Origin of the sequence: Natrinema pallidum (assembly GCF_005890195.1) — an archaeon.
GTDB classification, from domain to species: domain Archaea; phylum Halobacteriota; class Halobacteria; order Halobacteriales; family Natrialbaceae; genus Natrinema; species Natrinema pallidum.
In genome coordinates, this window is the sequence record NZ_CP040637.1 from 1,316,291 (window position 1) to 1,331,870 (window position 15,580).

Here is a 15,580-nt window from a genome sequence, read left to right on the forward strand (position 1 = left end):
GCGCCGCCCGCGGTCGGCGATGGCGGCCGTATCGCCCCTCCGCTCACTCGACGACGGCCCGGACCTGGAGGTACTCGACGCGGACGGCGTTGTCCCCGAACCAATCCTCGAGCGCGGCGACGGCGTCCCGGCGGAGCGCGGCCCGCGCGTCGTCGTCGTCCATCCGCCGGAGGACGGGTGAGAGCGGCCCGGACTCCTCGGCGAACTCGCGCCAGAAGTGATGGGGCGTGGCATACCGGAACTCGAGCAGCCGCCGCTGGAACGAGCAGTCGGCCGCCCCGGCGAACTGCTCGCGGACGAAATCGGGGTCGCCCCACTCGAGGTGGGACCACGGGTCGCTCGGCGAGTCGGCGACGTGATCGGTCAGGACTTCGGTGAGGTCCCCGACGACGCCGGTGGGCGACCACGCAGTGAAACAGACCCGACCGCCGGGTTTGGTCACGCGGCGAAGCTCCGCCCCGGCGCGGGTCGAGTCCGGCGCGAACACGTGACCGAAGTTCGAGAGGACGACGTCGAACGCGTCGTCGGGAACGGGCAGCGTTTCGGCGTCGCCGGCAAGCCAGGTAATGTCGTCGTAGCCCGCGAGGCTCGCGTTTTCGCGGGCGAGGTCGAGCATGTCGTGGGCGAGGTCGAGGCCGACGACTGCTGCGCCCGCTCGGCGAGCAGTCAACGCGGCGTTGCCCGTCCCGCAACCGACGTCGAGGACGCGGTTGCCCGGATCGATACCGGCGACGTTGATCAGCCGTGCGATGGCGGGCAGCATGTTCGGTGCCATCGCGGGATAGCGACCGGCCGACCAGACGTGTCTCGCCGATTGCTCTCCGGATTCGGTCGGGTCTGTCATACCCAGTCCTCAGTCGGCGGTGTTCAGATAAGGATGAAGGATGAGGCGGTTCGTTTTCTGAGTGATCTATGCCCGAAAACGACCGCCTCAATGGTTGTTTAGAAGAGATCAACTTAGAGTTTGTTGAACGAGAAGCGACACCGCGATTGCTGATGAAACTCAGTATTCAGCTGCATCTTGCTGGACTCTCGCTTTCAAATACTGTATCTATTCTTGAGGTATTCGGTGTCGAACGCGCTCGATCAACCGTTCACAATTGGGTTCACAAGGCCGATCTACAGCCCGAATCTGATCGGTGTCCGGATCACGTTGCGGTTGACGAGACTGTGATCCAACTGAATAATGAGCAGTACTGGCTGTACGCTGCAGTTGATCCCGAGACAAACGAATTGCTCCATACGAAGCTTGAACCGACAACAACAAAGGTTCTCGCTCATTCGTTTCTTACGGAACTCTCCGAGAAACACGACGTCTCCGACGCCGTGTTTCTCGTCGATGGATCGCACTCATTACAAGATGCATGTCAACGTCACGGCTTCGATTTCAGATACGAGAAACATGGAAATCGGAATGCTGTTGAACGTGTCTTTCGAGAGATAAAACGACGAACTCTCTGTTTCTCAAACTGCTTTAGCAATGCCGAAGCAGAAACTGCCGATGACTGGCTCAGATCGTTCAGCTTCGTATGGAATCAGCTTATCTGAACACTACCGATCATCGGCGGCGTAGAGTTAAGAGAAGTGATCATATGGAATTCAGATGGTGAAAGAACGGTGGTTCAAAACCCTCAACCAGGACTTCATAACATCGAATTGGAGCACTTCAATCCGGATGGAGAAACTACCAGACTATCAATTCAGCAGAGAACTGACTACGGTGGGCAGATCATTTCCGGGCGTGGGGATGAGCTAATAGCAATTCTCCCGTTCATATTACAGAAGAGCGAGTTGGGACGTATGATGCAGGGTGGAGAGCGTGCTCTCTTCTCGTTTGATTTCACCGTTGAAGATAACAAGCGAATTTATTCTACAACAGTAGACGTAACTACTGAACTTACAGACAGTGCAGGTGGCGACCTCGCGCAATAGTCCTCAGTTTGTACTGAGATTGCCCATTCTCCGTAGTGGCAAGTCAGGGAATAAGGTCATAACCAGCTTGCAGTCCTGCCATAGTTAGTTTCGCACCAACCTGTGTACCGATACCAGCACCATACTGTTTTGCTCGCCCAACGAGATCTCGGAGACGGGATTCATCCGTATTCGTGTCTTCGATTTCATTCTGGAATTCATTAATCAGCTTTTTCAAGTTCTCAGCCTCCTCATCGTCGAGCATTGCATTGTCTACTTGATCGATGATCTGAGTGTACTCTAGTGATTGTGATACCTCTGTTTCCTGAGTTATATCGGTATTCTGCTGGATGATGACAGGGCGCAACTCTGTGACTTCGTCGACCTGCTCAAAATCGGTAACATCTAAATCAAATAGATCCGCAATTTGCTCCGTCTGAAGTTTGATTTTCCGTAAATCCTCATTAGCGGCCTCAACTGTGTGCATACGCCGCATTGATGCTGTTGTGCCTTCTACAGCCCCAATTTGGTTCAAACGTTCGTTATCTGGATACTCTTCTTGGAAGTCTTCGAGGATTTGGTTAAACTGTTCAGCTATCGACTCCGAAGAGGTGTGTTCCTTTACTTCCAGTGTCTCAGCAGCCTGATCATGAATACGTTTCAAGGAACGTACGAGGTATGAATCGACCATAACTCAGCGTATCATCCCTTACGAATAAATCCCAGTATAGTGTTGATCAATCGGTGTCTGACGAGTCCTACTCAGAATCGGCTATATCTCCAAATACTTGCCTGATCTCTGGTGGTTCGGTCGGAAGCCGAAGGTCGCGCGGGTCGTCCCCCGAAGCGCCAGTTTTCAAGACCCACACTTGGCAAAGAACCCCTCCTTGATTACGCGGAAGTCCGTTTCAATGCCCCACCGACGCCGGTACGAATCACCCAACTCTTCTGGCGGCACCTCTTCTGGGTGGAGGTTCGTGTAGAACTACGTGTACCAAACATCAATAATGTGACTTCTTCAATCGAAGGGTCAGTCATCTTCCTCGCAGACAACTGACTGTAGTTCTTCAAGCACATCCGGCCGGTGTTCTTTTAATACTTCAATGTCATTGGGGAGCTCCTCACTTATCCGTTGTCGAACCCGGTACACCGCTTGGTCCTTCTGCTGTTGGGTGGGATTACTCTTTCCGGAGATGTGTTCACGATCCGTTTCTGTCATGATAGCGCGGTAGCGTCCCATCTCGTTTAGCCTATCTTGTACCCTCCGGTTCAATCTATGCATATGTGCCTACATTAATCTATGCACTAGTGCATTGCTATGCATCAGTGCGAAGGTTAAAGTAGGGAAGAGTGCATAGGTATGACTGAGAAGCGCGGTCCAATGGCCACAGAAAGTGGCCGCCTGTTGCCGCAGGCGACCGCGCTTCGCCAACCAGACGAAGCATGAAGAAATCAAACCGACGGCCGCAAGAATCTGTCGAACAGACTCACAACCAATTGGATCACTACCTTCGGGAATGCCTCGACTGTGGAGCCATTGGTCTCTCTGAACAGATTGACAACCATGATTGCCAGACGTTTCTCCGACGGCAGTGCGAGGGGCAAGATCAATGACGGAGAACTTCGATACTGAGGTTGCCCAGCGAATCGCGCGTGAGCGACTTGTGACCACGCTTCGCCATCCCTGCGAAAGTGCAAATAGTGATGTTGCTCGTGCCTCAGAGTGCATCGCGTCTATTGTAACTGCACTGGAATGCGGAGAGACACCCAACCAAAACGGCATCGCGGAGGCTCGGTTCCATCTCGATGAAGTCAAGCAGCGGCTTGACGAAGTGACCGCGCTATTCGGTTGGAATCCGTGGGATACGGGTGTCCAGTGGGACAACCTAACCGCCGAACAACGGGCCGAGGTCGCTCAACGTGACCGCAAGCAGTACTCTGTTCCAATCGAGACTAACGGCACGGCCACTAGCGGCGAGAGCGCCGCAGAGTTAGTGAACACCGACGAGTTGGCCTCACTCCGTTCGGCCGTCGAAGACGGTCTCTCGGCAGTGGATACTGAGCCGAAGCGTGAAGCAGTTGCCCAATTGCTCGAATTGTACGCCGATTCCGTACGTGAGGGTAAAACTGATTCACTAACTGGACGGCGCGAGCAGCCCGAGGTTCGAGAGGAGAGTGACGCGTGAACGGCCGTAGCACTACGCGCACGATTCAAGCTATCGACGGTGAGGTGTACACCGGGTATTGCGTTGGTGACGTTACATACAGTAGTCCCGGCGCGCTCAAAACAGTGCTCAAGAACAAGTTCAACCCATGACTGAAGACATCGACCGCGACGTGTTCGTACGGATTCAGACCGACCTGCTGGTAGTCGGGGACAGCATCATGACCGACAGACACCACGCCTCGAATGGCAACTACGAGGACAACGACCCGCAGAACCAGATCGGCGGCATTATCCCGGCGTTCAGCCTTTCGGGCTGGCTTCGCCACGGGATGGAGAAGGTCGTCCAGGAGCGCGACGGTACTGCCTGTCACCCCGGCGAACCGAACGCCAACTTCCGCAAGGACGGCGTCTACAACCGCGACCTCGACGCTGGCTACCACGAGAAGGGTGCGTGCCTCGACGATGATGACGACGACGGCTGCGTGATTCTTGACCTCTTCGGCGGCTTCGAGAATCGCCCGGGAAAGGTGATGCGCCGCCCGATCCAGTTCTCGCCGGTCCGTTCCAGCGTGGACTACACGCGCGGGCAGGCAGAAGGCCACTACCGCCGCATCAATCGGAACGTCGTCTCCCGAAACGAGGAAGACAACCGGGAGCCGCTTAGGAACGCCGAACTGGACGCCGTCGGGAACCTTGACGGCTGCTGGCACCTCTCCTTCCGGGAAACGAAGCCCGAGTTCGTCGCCTTGCTCGCCGAGGCCATCGACTTCCTCGATAAGCATCAGACGGACTTCATGCACCAGCTCGGTGGCGCTCGGAACTTCGGCGGCGGGATCGTGGACTGCAACCTCGTGAACCCGCTCTACGAGGAACACGAACTCCGCCGCGTCTTCGACCGGGGCAAGGGCAAGACGCAGAAGATGGAGGAGAAGGACGAAACGTGGGAGGAAAAGTACCTGCCGACGTTCCAAGAGGCGCTCGCAGAGCGCGTGATAGACGTATGAGCGACGTGATGCTGGCCGCGCTCCGGCACGACGCACACAAGTTCACCGGCGAGAGCCACGAGGACGCCCGCGAGGAATTCGCTGGGGTTCCCGTGAACCAGTCGGTGCCCGAGGGCGCAGACGGCGATGCAGCGGCGCTCTCGCGGCCTCAGCAGAAGCAAGAGCAAACGGTCCCGACACACGACGACCACTACCGGCTCTCGCTGCTGACCGGTGAGACGGCCTACGATCCCCGCGAGTTCTCGCGGGCGACCATCGAGAGCGAGGTGGCGGACCTCGTCGGCATCGAGGACGCACAGACGGCCTACGAGCGGTGGTTGGTGTCGGATGTCGCCGCCGGGTTCAACGAGTCGGTCTACCACCCGTACACGAGTCTGAAGTACCACACACTGCTCGTGGCGGCGCTGCTGGACAACTACCGCGCCGGAAACGAGTTCGCCGATCTCCGGCTCATCGTCGGTTCGGCGGGCGAGGTCGTTCCGTTCCGCACCGTCTTCGACGGCGAGCGGTTCGCGTTCCGCATTGATGTCGAGGCCGATGGACGACCCTTCGCTCGCCTCGGGAGTCGCCCGTGGCGGTCGTGGGCATCGGCGTGGAACCGCCTGACTGCGCACCCGCTCGATACCGACCGGGACAAGTACGACATGACGCTCGATGCGAACCTGCGGCGGGTTCAGTCGTGGAGTACGGCACTCCAATACATCGAGGACTACGCTGAATGGAGGCCCGACCGATGACAGCGATTCAGCAAGTCCTGTGGGAGCTACGGATGGACTACATCGGCCACCCGTACTACGTGAGCGGGAACGCCATCCTGCACGCCCTCGGTCAGCACCTCGATCCCGAGACCCACACGGCGGTGTCGGCCAGTCACGGCGTCTTCGTGCCCGGCCAGTTCGGGACGTTCCCCGAGGAACACACGCAGTCGGGTATCCGCCCGTACCTTGGGAGCGGCCTGCCCGATGTCGAGGCCTACGACGACCTGTTCCTCCAGCGGGGGGCGATGCATCCGTGGCTGCTGGACACCCGCGCTCGGGACGCGCTGAACACGCATGATCTCCGCGTCCACGGCGGCCACCCGGCGCTCGCTCACAAGACCATCATGGGCCGCCGGGAAGACCAGCGAAAACAGCAGCAGACGACGAAGTGGTACGTCCACGCCTACCTGCACGCTGATGACCCGGCGGTGCTCCCGCTCGATGAGGATGTGCTGGAGGGCCTCCAGTTCGGCGGCAAGCGGAACTACGGCTACGGCGAGGTTCAGCTGAAGGACACTCAGATGGTTGACCTCGATGAACTGGACTACTCGCGGCTCGAAGGCGCGGAGACGTTCCTGATCGAACTCGTGACGCCGTTCGTCCTGGCGACTGAGTATCCAGAGACGAACGACCGCACTATCCCGTGGTGGTGGGCCGAGAACCGCGAGGACCTGCGGCTCCGTGAGGAGAAGATCCTCGAACAGCGTGAGGTCTTCCGGCTGGAGACGGTCGATCACGGACAGGTCGTGAAGTACCTCGGAGACCGCCCGGTGGAGACCGCGAAGAACGGCCTCCAGCGGATCGGGTCTCACTCCCGATACGGCTTCGGCGAACTGCGGCTGAAGCCCCTCGGCGAAAAGTACCTGTAATTGGAGAGGTAACGACTAACAGGCCACCAATGGAACACCAGAAGCAGGATGAATCGGGCGGGAAAAATACAGTGATTCGTCTGGATAAAGAAATCGTATTACCAACAACTGTTATCTCCCCCGAGAATGAGGGACGGGTATGACGCGCGTCGCGCTCATCGCCCACGACGAGAAGAAAGCGGACCTCATCGACTTCGCACGGACACACGAGGCACAGCTACGAGCGTACGACCTGATCGCGACCGGGACCACGGGACAGCGGCTGATAGACGAGACCGGCCTCGAGATAGAACGCAAGGAGTCGGGGCCGCTCGGCGGCGACCTGATGATCGGGTCCGAGGTCGCGGAGGGGAGCCTCGACGGCGTCGTCTTCCTCCGCGACCCGCTGCGAGCCCAGCCCCACGAGCCCGATATCTCGGCACTGCTCCGGATCTGCGACGTCCACGACACGGCGCTCGCGACGAACCTCGCGTCCGCGGAGTTCCTCATCGAGGGACTGGCGGAGTAGCCCGTCGCCGTCTCGTCGCCCGAGCGGGACCGACACGCCCGCGGGCGACGACCGAGCGGGCGGAAGGGACAGCTTCAACCGGCTCGAGCCCCCTGTCATACCCATGCCACGAGCGGTCGTCTTCGATCTCGATTACACGCTCGCCGTCCCGCGACGGGATCGGGCGACCCTTCTCGAGGAAGCCACGGCCGCGACGGGCGCGCCGTCGCTCACCCGGCAGTCGTACCTCGAGGCTCACCGCCGAAACCTCACCAGCGAGACGCGCGAGCCGATCTTCGCCGACCTGCTCGCGGACAGCGAGAGCGACGCCGACCCGGCCGCCGTCGCGACGGCCTACCGCGAGACGATCGCCGACGCCCTCGAGCCGCTGCCGGACGTCGACGCGATGCTTGCGGAGTTCCGCGGCGCGTACCGGGTCGGACTGCTCACCAACGGCCCGGTCCGCGCCCAGCGGCACAAACTCGAGACGCTGGGCTGGGAGGACGCCTTCGACGCCGCGCTCGTAACGGGTGAACTCGAGGCCGGCAAACCCGACCCGCGAGCGTTCGAGGCGATTACCGACGAATTGGGCGTCGCGCCCGGCGATGCGGTCTACGTCGGCGACGAGGTCGAAGCCGACGTGCGGGGTGCGACCGAGGCCGGGTTGCGGGCGATTCAAGTGCTGCTCGCGGACGGTCCCGACCCCGATCCCCGCGCCAGCGCCCACGTCGAGCAGGCGGACATCGCGGCGACGCTGCCGGAGATCGTCGCAGCGCTCGACTGACGTGCTAGCCGCCACGAACCGGCACGCGCCACCGCTCGCGATCCAGAGGCTACGCGTCGCGTTCCTCGAGCCGACGGCTCACGGTCTGTAACACGTCCGTCGCTCGCTTGACCGCGGCCCCGCTCTCGACGAAGACGAGCGTTTTCGGCGGCTGCGTTGCCTTCGGCCGTACCCTGAGGTCGGCATCGGCTGCCGCCGCTGCCGCGATGTCCTGTCCCGCCTCGAACTCGAGGTGGGCTCTGTCATCGTGGACGAAGACGCGAGCAATTCGTTCGTCGCGGCGAGTCACGTCGTAGGCGCGCGCGCCGTCGGCCGTCGGCTCGACGTCCCGATCGGCGTTGGTGACGGCGTACTCTGCGAGTTCTCCGTCCTCGCGGCCGTCGACCTCGCTCGAGAGGAGTTCGGCGATCCGGCGACCGTCGGTGATCCGTTCCTCGACCATACCTGCCGGTCGGGACGGCGAGACTAACCGTCTTCGGTGTCGAGGACGGCGTCTCGGGCGACCGGGGCCAGCTCGTCGACATCGACCCCCTCGCGGCGGGCGTAGACGACCGCGGCTGCCTCGATGGTCAGCCCGAGTTCCTGCTGGAGGGTGTTGATCGCGCCGACCGCCTCCTGTTTTGCCGTGCCCTCGGCGACCAGCGAATCGAGGACGCGTTCGAACGCCGAGCGTTCCCGCAGGAGGTCCTCGTCGGGGGCGAAGTCCTCCGGCACCGTCACCTCGCCGGGATCGAACGTGACCGCGAGCCCGTCGTCGCCGCGCTCGAGGAGTCCCTCGCCGGTGGCGACGTCGATCAGCCGCGTGGCCTGATCGGGGGAAAACCAGTCCCGATCGAGCGAGAGGGCGACGACGAACTCGTTTTCCTTGAGGCGACGGGTACCGTTCTGGATGAACGGGGCGGCGACCGCGACGCGGAGGCTCATCGGAGTCGACTTCCTCGAGCGGTGAGAAAACGATGACGGTTCCGCCCGACCGCGGTCGGGACGGTGCCGTCGGCGATCAGTCGGAGGCGCGACCGCCGCCGCCGCTGTTGCGATCGGCTCGGGACGGCGGCGGGAACTCGCCGGCGCTGGGCTCCGGGGCTTCGGGGAGGACACAGCGGTCGGGTTCGCGATTGACGTGCCGGTACTGGGTCGGCGCGTTCGCGAGCGGATGGGCGGGGTTTTGGTCGCTGTCGATCCGTGCGGCCCGCACCTCGTCGAACCCGTTGAGACGGGCCCGAATCCCGCGCCAGTGATACCGTGTCGCGGTCGGGATGGAGACGGGACGCGGCGACTTCCCATCGGGATGCCGCGTCGCGAGGATGGCGCTGTTGACGTTACTGGCGAGCGCATCGTGGTCGATGAGGACGCCGACGGCGGCGTCCCGCGGCGCTCGCGCGGCGAGGACGTCGAGTCCGAGGTGGAGGGCGCGGTACTCGGCGACGTTGTTGTCCGGCGGCGTGTCCGCGGTCGCGACGCGTGCGACGCGAGTGCCGTCGCGCGTTTCGATAACGGCACCCAGCCCACCGCCCGAACCGCGGAAGGACCCGTCAGTAGCGACGTAGAAGTCACGGTGATGGGTCCGAGGGGGATGGGCGATGTGGGGCGTGGGCGACTCGTCGAACAGATCCCGCAGTGCGGGCCGGCCGTGAGCGGCCATAGGAAGCCGTAGGCCGGTTATCTACTTAATTATGTCGTCCGAGATAACAAATGACAATGTAGCCCTGGTGAGCGCTCAGTGTGGGACAGTCCCGTTCAACAATCAGTCACCGGAAACAAAGCATCATCGTGGCTAACCGAAGTTCGGTAAACAGCACAGAGACGGGCTCTATCCGCCGACTATGGGACCCGACACAGGTGCGCGTTTCGTCCGGGCGATCCGGACCCAATCTGTGTTGGCAGCAGGAGTAATACCACTGGGTGCTAAATCGACCTATGAACCAGACGAACGCCAGTCGGATGGAAGCGGCCTGTTCCCTTCTCGCGGAGTCAGAACGCCGGTTTCTCCTCTACCAGCTCGCGGACGAGGGCTCCGCGAACCTCGAGGACCTCATCGTCCAGGTCGCGGCCTGGGAACTCGACGCGCGCGCCGACGCGATCGACAAGGAAGTGCGACAGCGCGTCTACGTCTCACTGGTTCATAACCACCTGCCGCGGCTCGAGGACTACGACATCATCGAGTACGACCTGCGGAGCGGCGATATCGTGCTGGCGGAGGGGTTCGAGGACATCAAGCCGCTGCTCGAGCAGTTCAGACAGACCGAAGCCGAACCCGAACTCCGGGAGCGACCCCCGCTCTGAGCCGCCCCCGGTCGGCCGGACCCGACCGCCGTCGTTCGTCTCCCGTCCGGTGCCATAGAGAGCCGCGTGCCGGCAAGTTCGTTCTGAACCGTAACGCATAGGGGGTCCCTATCGAGATAGCCTTCGTGAGCCGCTATCGAAACCTGTTACTTTTCCTGATACTCGCAACGTTGTGGGGATCGGCCTTCGTCGCGATCAGCGCCGGCCTCTCCTACATTCCGCCGGTCCTGTTCGCGGCGCTGCGCTACGATATCGCCGGCCTCCTGATGCTCGGCTACGCGGTCTACGCCGTCGAGCATTGGCTGCCCCGTGGCCGACTCGAGTGGGCGCAGGTCGCCGTCGGGGCCGTGCTCTTGATCGCGGCCTATCACGCGTTCCTGTTCGTCGGGCAGCAGAACACGACGGCCGCGGCGGCGGCGATCCTGGTGAGCCTTTCGCCGGTCCTGAGCACCGGGTTCGCGCGGCTGTTGGTGCCCTCGGACGCGCTCTCGTCGGTCGGCATCGTCGGCGTCGTCATCGGTCTGGTCGGGGTCGGCGTCATCGTCCAGCCCGACCCGGCCAACCTCCTGGCTACCGGCTCGGTGGCGAAGGGACTCGTCTTCTGTGCCGCGGCCGCGTTCGCCCTGGGCAGCGTCCTCACTCGCCGGCTCGACGCCTCACTGCCGATCGAGACGATGGAAGCCTGGTCGATGCTCGGGGGTGCCCTCGTCATGCACCTCGTCAGCGTCGCGATCGGCGAGCCGATCGAGCCCGCGGCGTGGACCAGTCCCGAGGCGATCGGCGCGCTCGCGTACCTGTCGGTGGGCGCGAGCGCGGTCGGTTTCCTCATCTACTTCGACCTGCTCGAGCGACTGGGTGCCGTCGAGATCAACATGGTCTCCTACGTCGCACCGATCGTCACCGCGGTCGTCGGCTGGCTCTACCTGGACGAAGTCGTCGATACCGCGACGCTTACCGGGTTTGCCCTCATCGCCGTCGGCTTCCTCCTCGTCAAGCGGCGAGCGATTCGGCGGGAAGCCGGCACCGTCCGGTCGCGTAGCTCGAGCGAGTGAGCCGCCGGGGACGGGCCACGCCGGTCGGTCCGGTGCGGGTGATCGGGCGGCCGCCGACGGGCTGCGCCGCTACCGGCGATGTGCGTGGCCGACGTAGAGCGCGAGGAGGTTGGTGACCAGCAAGCCGAGGAACAGCACGCAGTCGAGCGAGGACGACAGCCCGGTCGCGAGCAGGGGGAGGTACAGCACCGGCAGAGCGACCGCCGTCCAGAACCCCGCGGCGCGAATCGGGGACGCGAGCCCCGGCACGGCGCGCTCGAGCGCGCCGTGGTCGTCGTCGCGGCGGTCGCTCGTCGGACCCGACTCGCCGGACCGCTGTTGGGACGGGCGCGGGCTCGGCATCGAACGTAGCGGCTCACCCGTGCCGGCGACGACGCAAATATCGGCCCCACCGTTTCGGGCCGTCTCACGAGCGGCCCGCAGTCGGGCGGTGTGAACGGGAGCTTTCCCGTGGGAAACGAGATGTTTCCCTCGCTACCCGCGGCCGCTCGGCCGCGAGGTCGTCGTCGGGAGGGGAAAGCGCCCGCGACGGGGGCCAGTCAGGTGAGTCGCTCGCCGTCGTCGTCGAACGCGAGTTCGCAGTCGTCACAGAGCCACCAGCCGACGAGCGGGTCGCGCCGGGCGATCTCCGCGCCGCACTCGAGACACCGCCGCGAGGGCTCGTCAGCAGGGGCGGTCATTCGTTCGGCCCGCCGTGCTCGGACACACCGCGGGCGCGCGAGACCAGCCCGGGCGGGACCGAGCAGCCACAGGGGCTGACCGTTCCCGTGTGGGGGCCGCTGGCGGTCACGAACGTCACGGGCTCGCCACAACTGGGACACTCTGGACGCGACCACGAGCCGTCGTCGCTCGTATCGGGCTCGTCGCTCCCGTCGGAGCCGCCGCTCCCGTCGAGGGCGTCACTCCCATCGGACGCGTCACCCATCGCGCTCACCCCTCGAGCCCGACGGCGACGCGACGGCCGCTGGGACCGGCACGGAGCGGGCTGGGAACGGCGCGGACACCGCCGCGGCCCCCGCGGCGACTGCTGCGGGCAGCGCAGGGGCTAGTCGGAGGTGGCGATTCGGCTGTCGTGCGGGATGTTTATATCCCGGTAGAATGAACGGAATCATGCTTCCGAAATCCCTCGTGTGGGATTTGGAAGCCCGTCTCGGGTGTCCTAGCACCCGGGGCGTTTTCGTACGCCCCTCTCGGAGACGTGGCCTCCGCGTTAATGGTTGGTCTGTTGTTACTTATACCTACTGTTTCCGGCGGGGAATTTATCGCTCAGTTCGAGGCTGCTGGACGAGGAGTCGGTCCCCGGTCGATGGCTTTCTCCAGGCGGAATCTCCGTGCGGCGGCCTCGCTTCCTCGAGAGTGGTCCCCGCACAGGCACACCCGTTCGATGCCGCCGGAATCCACGAACTGTCGTCGTTCGCAGCACGGTCGTCGCCTCCGTCAGTTCCGTCACTCGCGTCGGACCCATCGCCCATTGTGTTCCTCCCTCGAGTCGAAGACGGCGCGGAGACTGCTACGGGCAGCGCGAGGGCCGACCGGAGCCGGCGATTCGGCTTTCGCAGCAAGGTCGTGCGGGATGTTTATATCTCGGTAGAATGAACGGAATCATGCTTCCGGAATCCCTCCTGTGAGATTTGGAAGCCCGTCTCGGGTGCTACTACACCCGGGGCGTTTTCGTACACCCCTCTCGGAGACGTGGCCTCCGCATTAATGGTTGTTCTGTTGTTACGTATACCTACTGTTTCCGGCGGGGAAGTTATCGCTCGCCTCGAGCGAGCGCCGCACCCGCGCTCGATCAACTGGGTGAGAAAACGGCGAGCACTCGACCGCTACGTACGGCCGTCGTCGAGACCGGTCCCGGCCGGCGACTCGAGCACCACGGTTTCGCCGGCGGTCATCGAATCGCCCGTCTCGACCGCGATGTCCTCGATGTCGACTGCGGGCGGAAACAGCAGGTCGACGCGGCTGCCGAAGGCGATGTGGCCGATCCGATCGCCGCGCTCGAGGCCGTCGCCGCGCTCGGCGTAGGGATGAATACGACGGGCGAACGCCCCGGCGATCAGCGTTACCTCGGCGTCCGAATCCGGTTCGGCGGGGCTGGCGGTCGGCGTCTCCGCCGCCTCCGACTCTCCGTCGCCGTCCGCGGCCGTCGCCGACTCCCCGCCGGTCGCCGGCAGGTTCGGGGAGTCGGTCTCGAGGCGGACGTGGACGCGTTCGTTGCGATCGGACTCCTTCGAGAATGCGGGGCGGTTCGCGCCGGCGATATGTTCGACGTCGGTGACGCGGCCGGCGAACGGGGCGCGGACGACGTGGACGTGCCAGACGTTCATGAACACGCCGAGCCGGACCCGGTCGCCCTCCTCGCGGAGGACGGAGACGGTGCCGTCGGCCGGCGAGACGACGCCCGTCGGCGGCGGGGTGCGCTCGGGGTCGCGAAAGAACGCGAGCGTCCCGGCACCGACCGCGAGCGCGACGAGGCTCGCCGTGACGCTGACGAAGATGGCGAACGGGGCAGCGAGCAGGGGAAGGATGGCGTACTTCCAGGCCCCCGGCGCGAAGTTCATGAACGAATCGACGGGATCGAATCGTATGGCCGTTACGGAACGGTCATTCAGCGTCGCTCGCACGTCGACCGCGTGCAGTCCGGCGGCGCGGAACCCGGGGACCGATCCCACGGCTGGCGATCGTTCGTCGACCGGCGCGGCGACCGTGGCCGCTGACTCGCCGTCACCTGCTCGCCCGAGGGCCGTCGATCACCGCGGACTCGTTGCAGCGGCGACTGTAGGCCGGCCGTACCTCCCGATAGCCCGCGTCTTCCGCCGTCGCGGGCCGATTGCCGAACGAGCAGCGGGCTCGAGCGACCGACCCGGGCACGGGGACGGTCGCATCCCGCGGCGATGCGGTCGCCGCGGATCGGGTTTTCCCGCCGCTACAGAGCCGCCGTGGCCGCTGGTGACCGAGCATAACAATGGGCCGCTTCGTGTCGCAAGCGATCGCCAGTGATGCAACGACGAACGTATCTCGGCGCGGCCGCGGCGGTCGCGCTCGCCGGCTGTTCGAGCACCGAAGAGGCAGAGAACGAGACCGCGGACGACGGGTCCGCCGAGGACGGAACGGCGTCCGACGACGGGGCGGAGGTCAACGCGTTCGACGACTTCGAGGACATCAGCGAGTGGAACGCTCCGATCGGGACCCTCTCGGCGGACGCCGATCGATCGTACACCGGGTCCCAATCCGCGCGGATCGAGTCGGGCGACGGGGACGATCAGGTCAGACTCGTTCGGGACCTCGCAACGCCCCGCGATCTCTCGGGGACCCGTCCCGCGCTGGCGCTGGCGACGGAGGAGCAGGCCGATATCGTCGTCCAGTTGCTCGACGAGGACGGCGACCGGATCGACTTCCGGCAGCGCATCCACACTGATACGCCGCTCGTACAGTGCAACTTCGGAATCGACACTATCGACGGCGACCCGGACTGGAGCGCCGTGAGCGAGGTTCAAATCATCCGCTGGACGGGCGAGGACGACAAAGGGGCGGTGTGGGTCGACGACCTCCGGTTCGTCGACGCGCCGGAGACCGGGCAGGTCATGCTCCAGTTCGACGGCGGCTACGAGACGGACTACACCCGCGCACTTCCGATTCTCGAGGAGTACGACTACCCGGCGGTATCGTTCCTCACGACGGGGCGAATCCGCGAGGCCGACAGCGACGAGGGCGAGCACCTCGTTCGCGATCAGGTGGCGGCACTCGCCGATGCCGGCTGGACGATCGGGAGCCACTCGGCACACGGGGCTGACCTCACCGACCTCTCGTCGGATCGCGACCCCGAAACGGAGGTCAGCGACGCCGTGGCGTGGCTCGAGGACGCGGGGTTCGAGTCGGGCGCGCGGTACTTCTCGTACCCGTACGGTCGGTACGACGAGGACACGCTCGAGGCCGTCACGGCGCACCACGACCTCGCGTTCGCCGGTCGCTACCCGTCCCAGGGGGCCGCCGTGAACCCGCACCTCTGTTCGCGGGTCACCGCTCCCGACGCCGACGAGGCGCGTTCGATACTCGACCTCACCGCCGACCGAGGCGGCATCACGTCGCTCGCCTTCGGTAAACTCGACGACGACGCCGAGTCCGTGCTCGCGGAGACGGTCGCCTACCTCGCCGAGCTCGAATCGGCCGGCGAACTCGAGGTGATCCGCCCGTCGGATATCGAGGACACGGTCGGCCACTGACTGCCTCGTCCCGCCGCTCGAGCCGTCGCCGGCGCAGTGAAC

At 63.9% G+C, this 15,580-nt stretch carries 22 protein-coding genes; 11 read left to right on the plus strand and 11 right to left on the minus strand.

The features are described 5' to 3' along the window. Positions 1 to 43: 43 nt before the first annotated feature. Positions 44 to 844: a class I SAM-dependent methyltransferase gene (locus FGF80_RS06435; RefSeq protein WP_006185681.1), complete on the minus strand. Its 801-nt coding sequence runs from the start codon at positions 842 to 844 to the stop codon at positions 44 to 46. A gap of 68 nt (positions 845 to 912) precedes the next feature. On the opposite strand from FGF80_RS06435, the gene FGF80_RS06440 reads away from it, so the two are divergent. Both FGF80_RS06440 and FGF80_RS06445 read left to right on the plus strand, forming a co-directional pair. Continuing rightward, the gene (locus tag FGF80_RS06440; protein WP_138651856.1) at positions 913 to 1,548 is read left to right on the plus strand and encodes an IS6 family transposase; all 636 of its coding nucleotides are present in this window, start codon (positions 913 to 915) and stop codon (positions 1,546 to 1,548) included. A gap of 69 nt (positions 1,549 to 1,617) precedes the next feature. Further along, a complete protein-coding gene (locus FGF80_RS06445) occupies positions 1,618 to 1,932 on the plus strand; it encodes a hypothetical protein (RefSeq protein WP_138652873.1) in 315 nt (104 codons plus the stop codon). Between the two features lie 43 nt (positions 1,933 to 1,975). Here the strand turns inward: FGF80_RS06445 and FGF80_RS06450 are convergent, their stop codons facing one another. From FGF80_RS06450 to FGF80_RS06460, 3 genes are all read right to left on the minus strand, one after another. Beyond that, positions 1,976 to 2,602, minus strand: a complete 627-nt coding sequence (locus FGF80_RS06450; protein WP_138652875.1) for a hypothetical protein — start codon at positions 2,600 to 2,602, stop codon at positions 1,976 to 1,978. Positions 2,603 to 2,767: 165 nt separating this feature from the next. Further along, positions 2,768 to 2,869, minus strand: a complete 102-nt coding sequence (locus FGF80_RS19530; RefSeq protein WP_238705352.1) for a transposase — start codon at positions 2,867 to 2,869, stop codon at positions 2,768 to 2,770. Positions 2,870 to 2,941: 72 nt separating this feature from the next. Then, the gene (locus FGF80_RS06460) at positions 2,942 to 3,130 is read right to left on the minus strand and encodes a hypothetical protein (RefSeq protein ID WP_238705353.1); all 189 of its coding nucleotides are present in this window, start codon (positions 3,128 to 3,130) and stop codon (positions 2,942 to 2,944) included. Between the two features lie 391 nt (positions 3,131 to 3,521). Between FGF80_RS06460 and FGF80_RS19085 the strand changes: the two genes are divergently transcribed. From FGF80_RS19085 to FGF80_RS06490, 6 genes are all read left to right on the plus strand, one after another. Beyond that, the gene (locus FGF80_RS19085; protein ID WP_175416997.1) at positions 3,522 to 4,097 is read left to right on the plus strand and encodes a hypothetical protein; all 576 of its coding nucleotides are present in this window, start codon (positions 3,522 to 3,524) and stop codon (positions 4,095 to 4,097) included. Positions 4,098 to 4,224: 127 nt separating this feature from the next. Next, positions 4,225 to 5,082, plus strand: coding sequence for a hypothetical protein (locus tag FGF80_RS06470; protein WP_138652879.1), 858 nt, complete (start codon positions 4,225 to 4,227; stop codon positions 5,080 to 5,082). Continuing rightward, positions 5,079 to 5,819 (plus strand): hypothetical protein, encoded by a 741-nt coding sequence (locus FGF80_RS06475; protein ID WP_138652881.1) that lies wholly within the window; start codon positions 5,079 to 5,081, stop codon positions 5,817 to 5,819. The genes FGF80_RS06470 and FGF80_RS06475 overlap by 4 nt, the downstream gene beginning before the upstream one ends. Beyond that, positions 5,801 to 6,709, plus strand: coding sequence for a hypothetical protein (locus FGF80_RS06480; RefSeq protein ID WP_138652883.1), 909 nt, complete (start codon positions 5,801 to 5,803; stop codon positions 6,707 to 6,709). The genes FGF80_RS06475 and FGF80_RS06480 overlap by 19 nt, the downstream gene beginning before the upstream one ends. Before the next feature lie 139 nt (positions 6,710 to 6,848). Next, positions 6,849 to 7,217 carry a methylglyoxal synthase gene (locus FGF80_RS06485; protein ID WP_006185682.1) on the plus strand — a complete coding sequence of 123 codons (369 nt, stop codon included), beginning with the start codon at positions 6,849 to 6,851 and terminating at the stop codon, positions 7,215 to 7,217. Positions 7,218 to 7,320: 103 nt separating this feature from the next. Beyond that, the gene (locus FGF80_RS06490) at positions 7,321 to 7,980 is read left to right on the plus strand and encodes an HAD family hydrolase (protein WP_006185683.1); all 660 of its coding nucleotides are present in this window, start codon (positions 7,321 to 7,323) and stop codon (positions 7,978 to 7,980) included. A gap of 49 nt (positions 7,981 to 8,029) precedes the next feature. Here FGF80_RS06490 and FGF80_RS06495 read toward each other — a convergent pair whose 3' ends face one another. The 3 genes from FGF80_RS06495 to FGF80_RS06505 form a co-directional block, all read right to left on the minus strand. Further along, the gene (locus FGF80_RS06495; protein ID WP_006185684.1) at positions 8,030 to 8,422 is read right to left on the minus strand and encodes a hypothetical protein; all 393 of its coding nucleotides are present in this window, start codon (positions 8,420 to 8,422) and stop codon (positions 8,030 to 8,032) included. Between the two features lie 23 nt (positions 8,423 to 8,445). Further along, positions 8,446 to 8,904, minus strand: a complete 459-nt coding sequence (locus FGF80_RS06500; protein WP_006185685.1) for a DUF2240 family protein — start codon at positions 8,902 to 8,904, stop codon at positions 8,446 to 8,448. A 76-nt stretch (positions 8,905 to 8,980) separates the two neighbouring features. Beyond that, positions 8,981 to 9,622 carry a ribonuclease H family protein gene (locus FGF80_RS06505; protein ID WP_138652885.1) on the minus strand — a complete coding sequence of 214 codons (642 nt, stop codon included), beginning with the start codon at positions 9,620 to 9,622 and terminating at the stop codon, positions 8,981 to 8,983. A 275-nt stretch (positions 9,623 to 9,897) separates the two neighbouring features. On the opposite strand from FGF80_RS06505, the gene FGF80_RS06510 reads away from it, so the two are divergent. Continuing rightward, the gene (locus FGF80_RS06510; RefSeq protein WP_138652887.1) at positions 9,898 to 10,263 is read left to right on the plus strand and encodes a DUF7344 domain-containing protein; all 366 of its coding nucleotides are present in this window, start codon (positions 9,898 to 9,900) and stop codon (positions 10,261 to 10,263) included. A 125-nt stretch (positions 10,264 to 10,388) separates the two neighbouring features. After that, positions 10,389 to 11,315: a DMT family transporter gene (locus tag FGF80_RS06515; protein WP_138652889.1), complete on the plus strand. Its 927-nt coding sequence runs from the start codon at positions 10,389 to 10,391 to the stop codon at positions 11,313 to 11,315. Between the two features lie 69 nt (positions 11,316 to 11,384). On the opposite strand, the gene FGF80_RS06520 is transcribed toward FGF80_RS06515, so the two are convergent. The 4 genes from FGF80_RS06520 to FGF80_RS06530 form a co-directional block, all read right to left on the minus strand. Beyond that, entirely contained in the window at positions 11,385 to 11,657 is a 273-nt protein-coding gene (locus FGF80_RS06520; RefSeq protein ID WP_138652891.1) for a hypothetical protein, read from the minus strand. Between the two features lie 197 nt (positions 11,658 to 11,854). Next, positions 11,855 to 11,995 (minus strand): hypothetical protein, encoded by a 141-nt coding sequence (locus FGF80_RS19090; protein ID WP_006185690.1) that lies wholly within the window; start codon positions 11,993 to 11,995, stop codon positions 11,855 to 11,857. Continuing rightward, positions 11,992 to 12,240, minus strand: a complete 249-nt coding sequence (locus FGF80_RS06525; RefSeq protein ID WP_138652893.1) for a hypothetical protein — start codon at positions 12,238 to 12,240, stop codon at positions 11,992 to 11,994. Before FGF80_RS06525 ends, FGF80_RS19090 begins: the two co-directional genes overlap by 4 nt. 901 nt (positions 12,241 to 13,141) lie before the next feature. After that, positions 13,142 to 13,876 (minus strand): protein sorting system archaetidylserine decarboxylase, encoded by a 735-nt coding sequence (locus tag FGF80_RS06530; protein ID WP_138652894.1) that lies wholly within the window; start codon positions 13,874 to 13,876, stop codon positions 13,142 to 13,144. A 438-nt stretch (positions 13,877 to 14,314) separates the two neighbouring features. Here FGF80_RS06530 and FGF80_RS06535 point away from each other — a divergent pair, with 438 nt between their 5' ends. Next, positions 14,315 to 15,538 carry a polysaccharide deacetylase family protein gene (locus FGF80_RS06535; protein ID WP_138652896.1) on the plus strand — a complete coding sequence of 408 codons (1,224 nt, stop codon included), beginning with the start codon at positions 14,315 to 14,317 and terminating at the stop codon, positions 15,536 to 15,538. Positions 15,539 to 15,580: the final 42 nt, after the last annotated feature.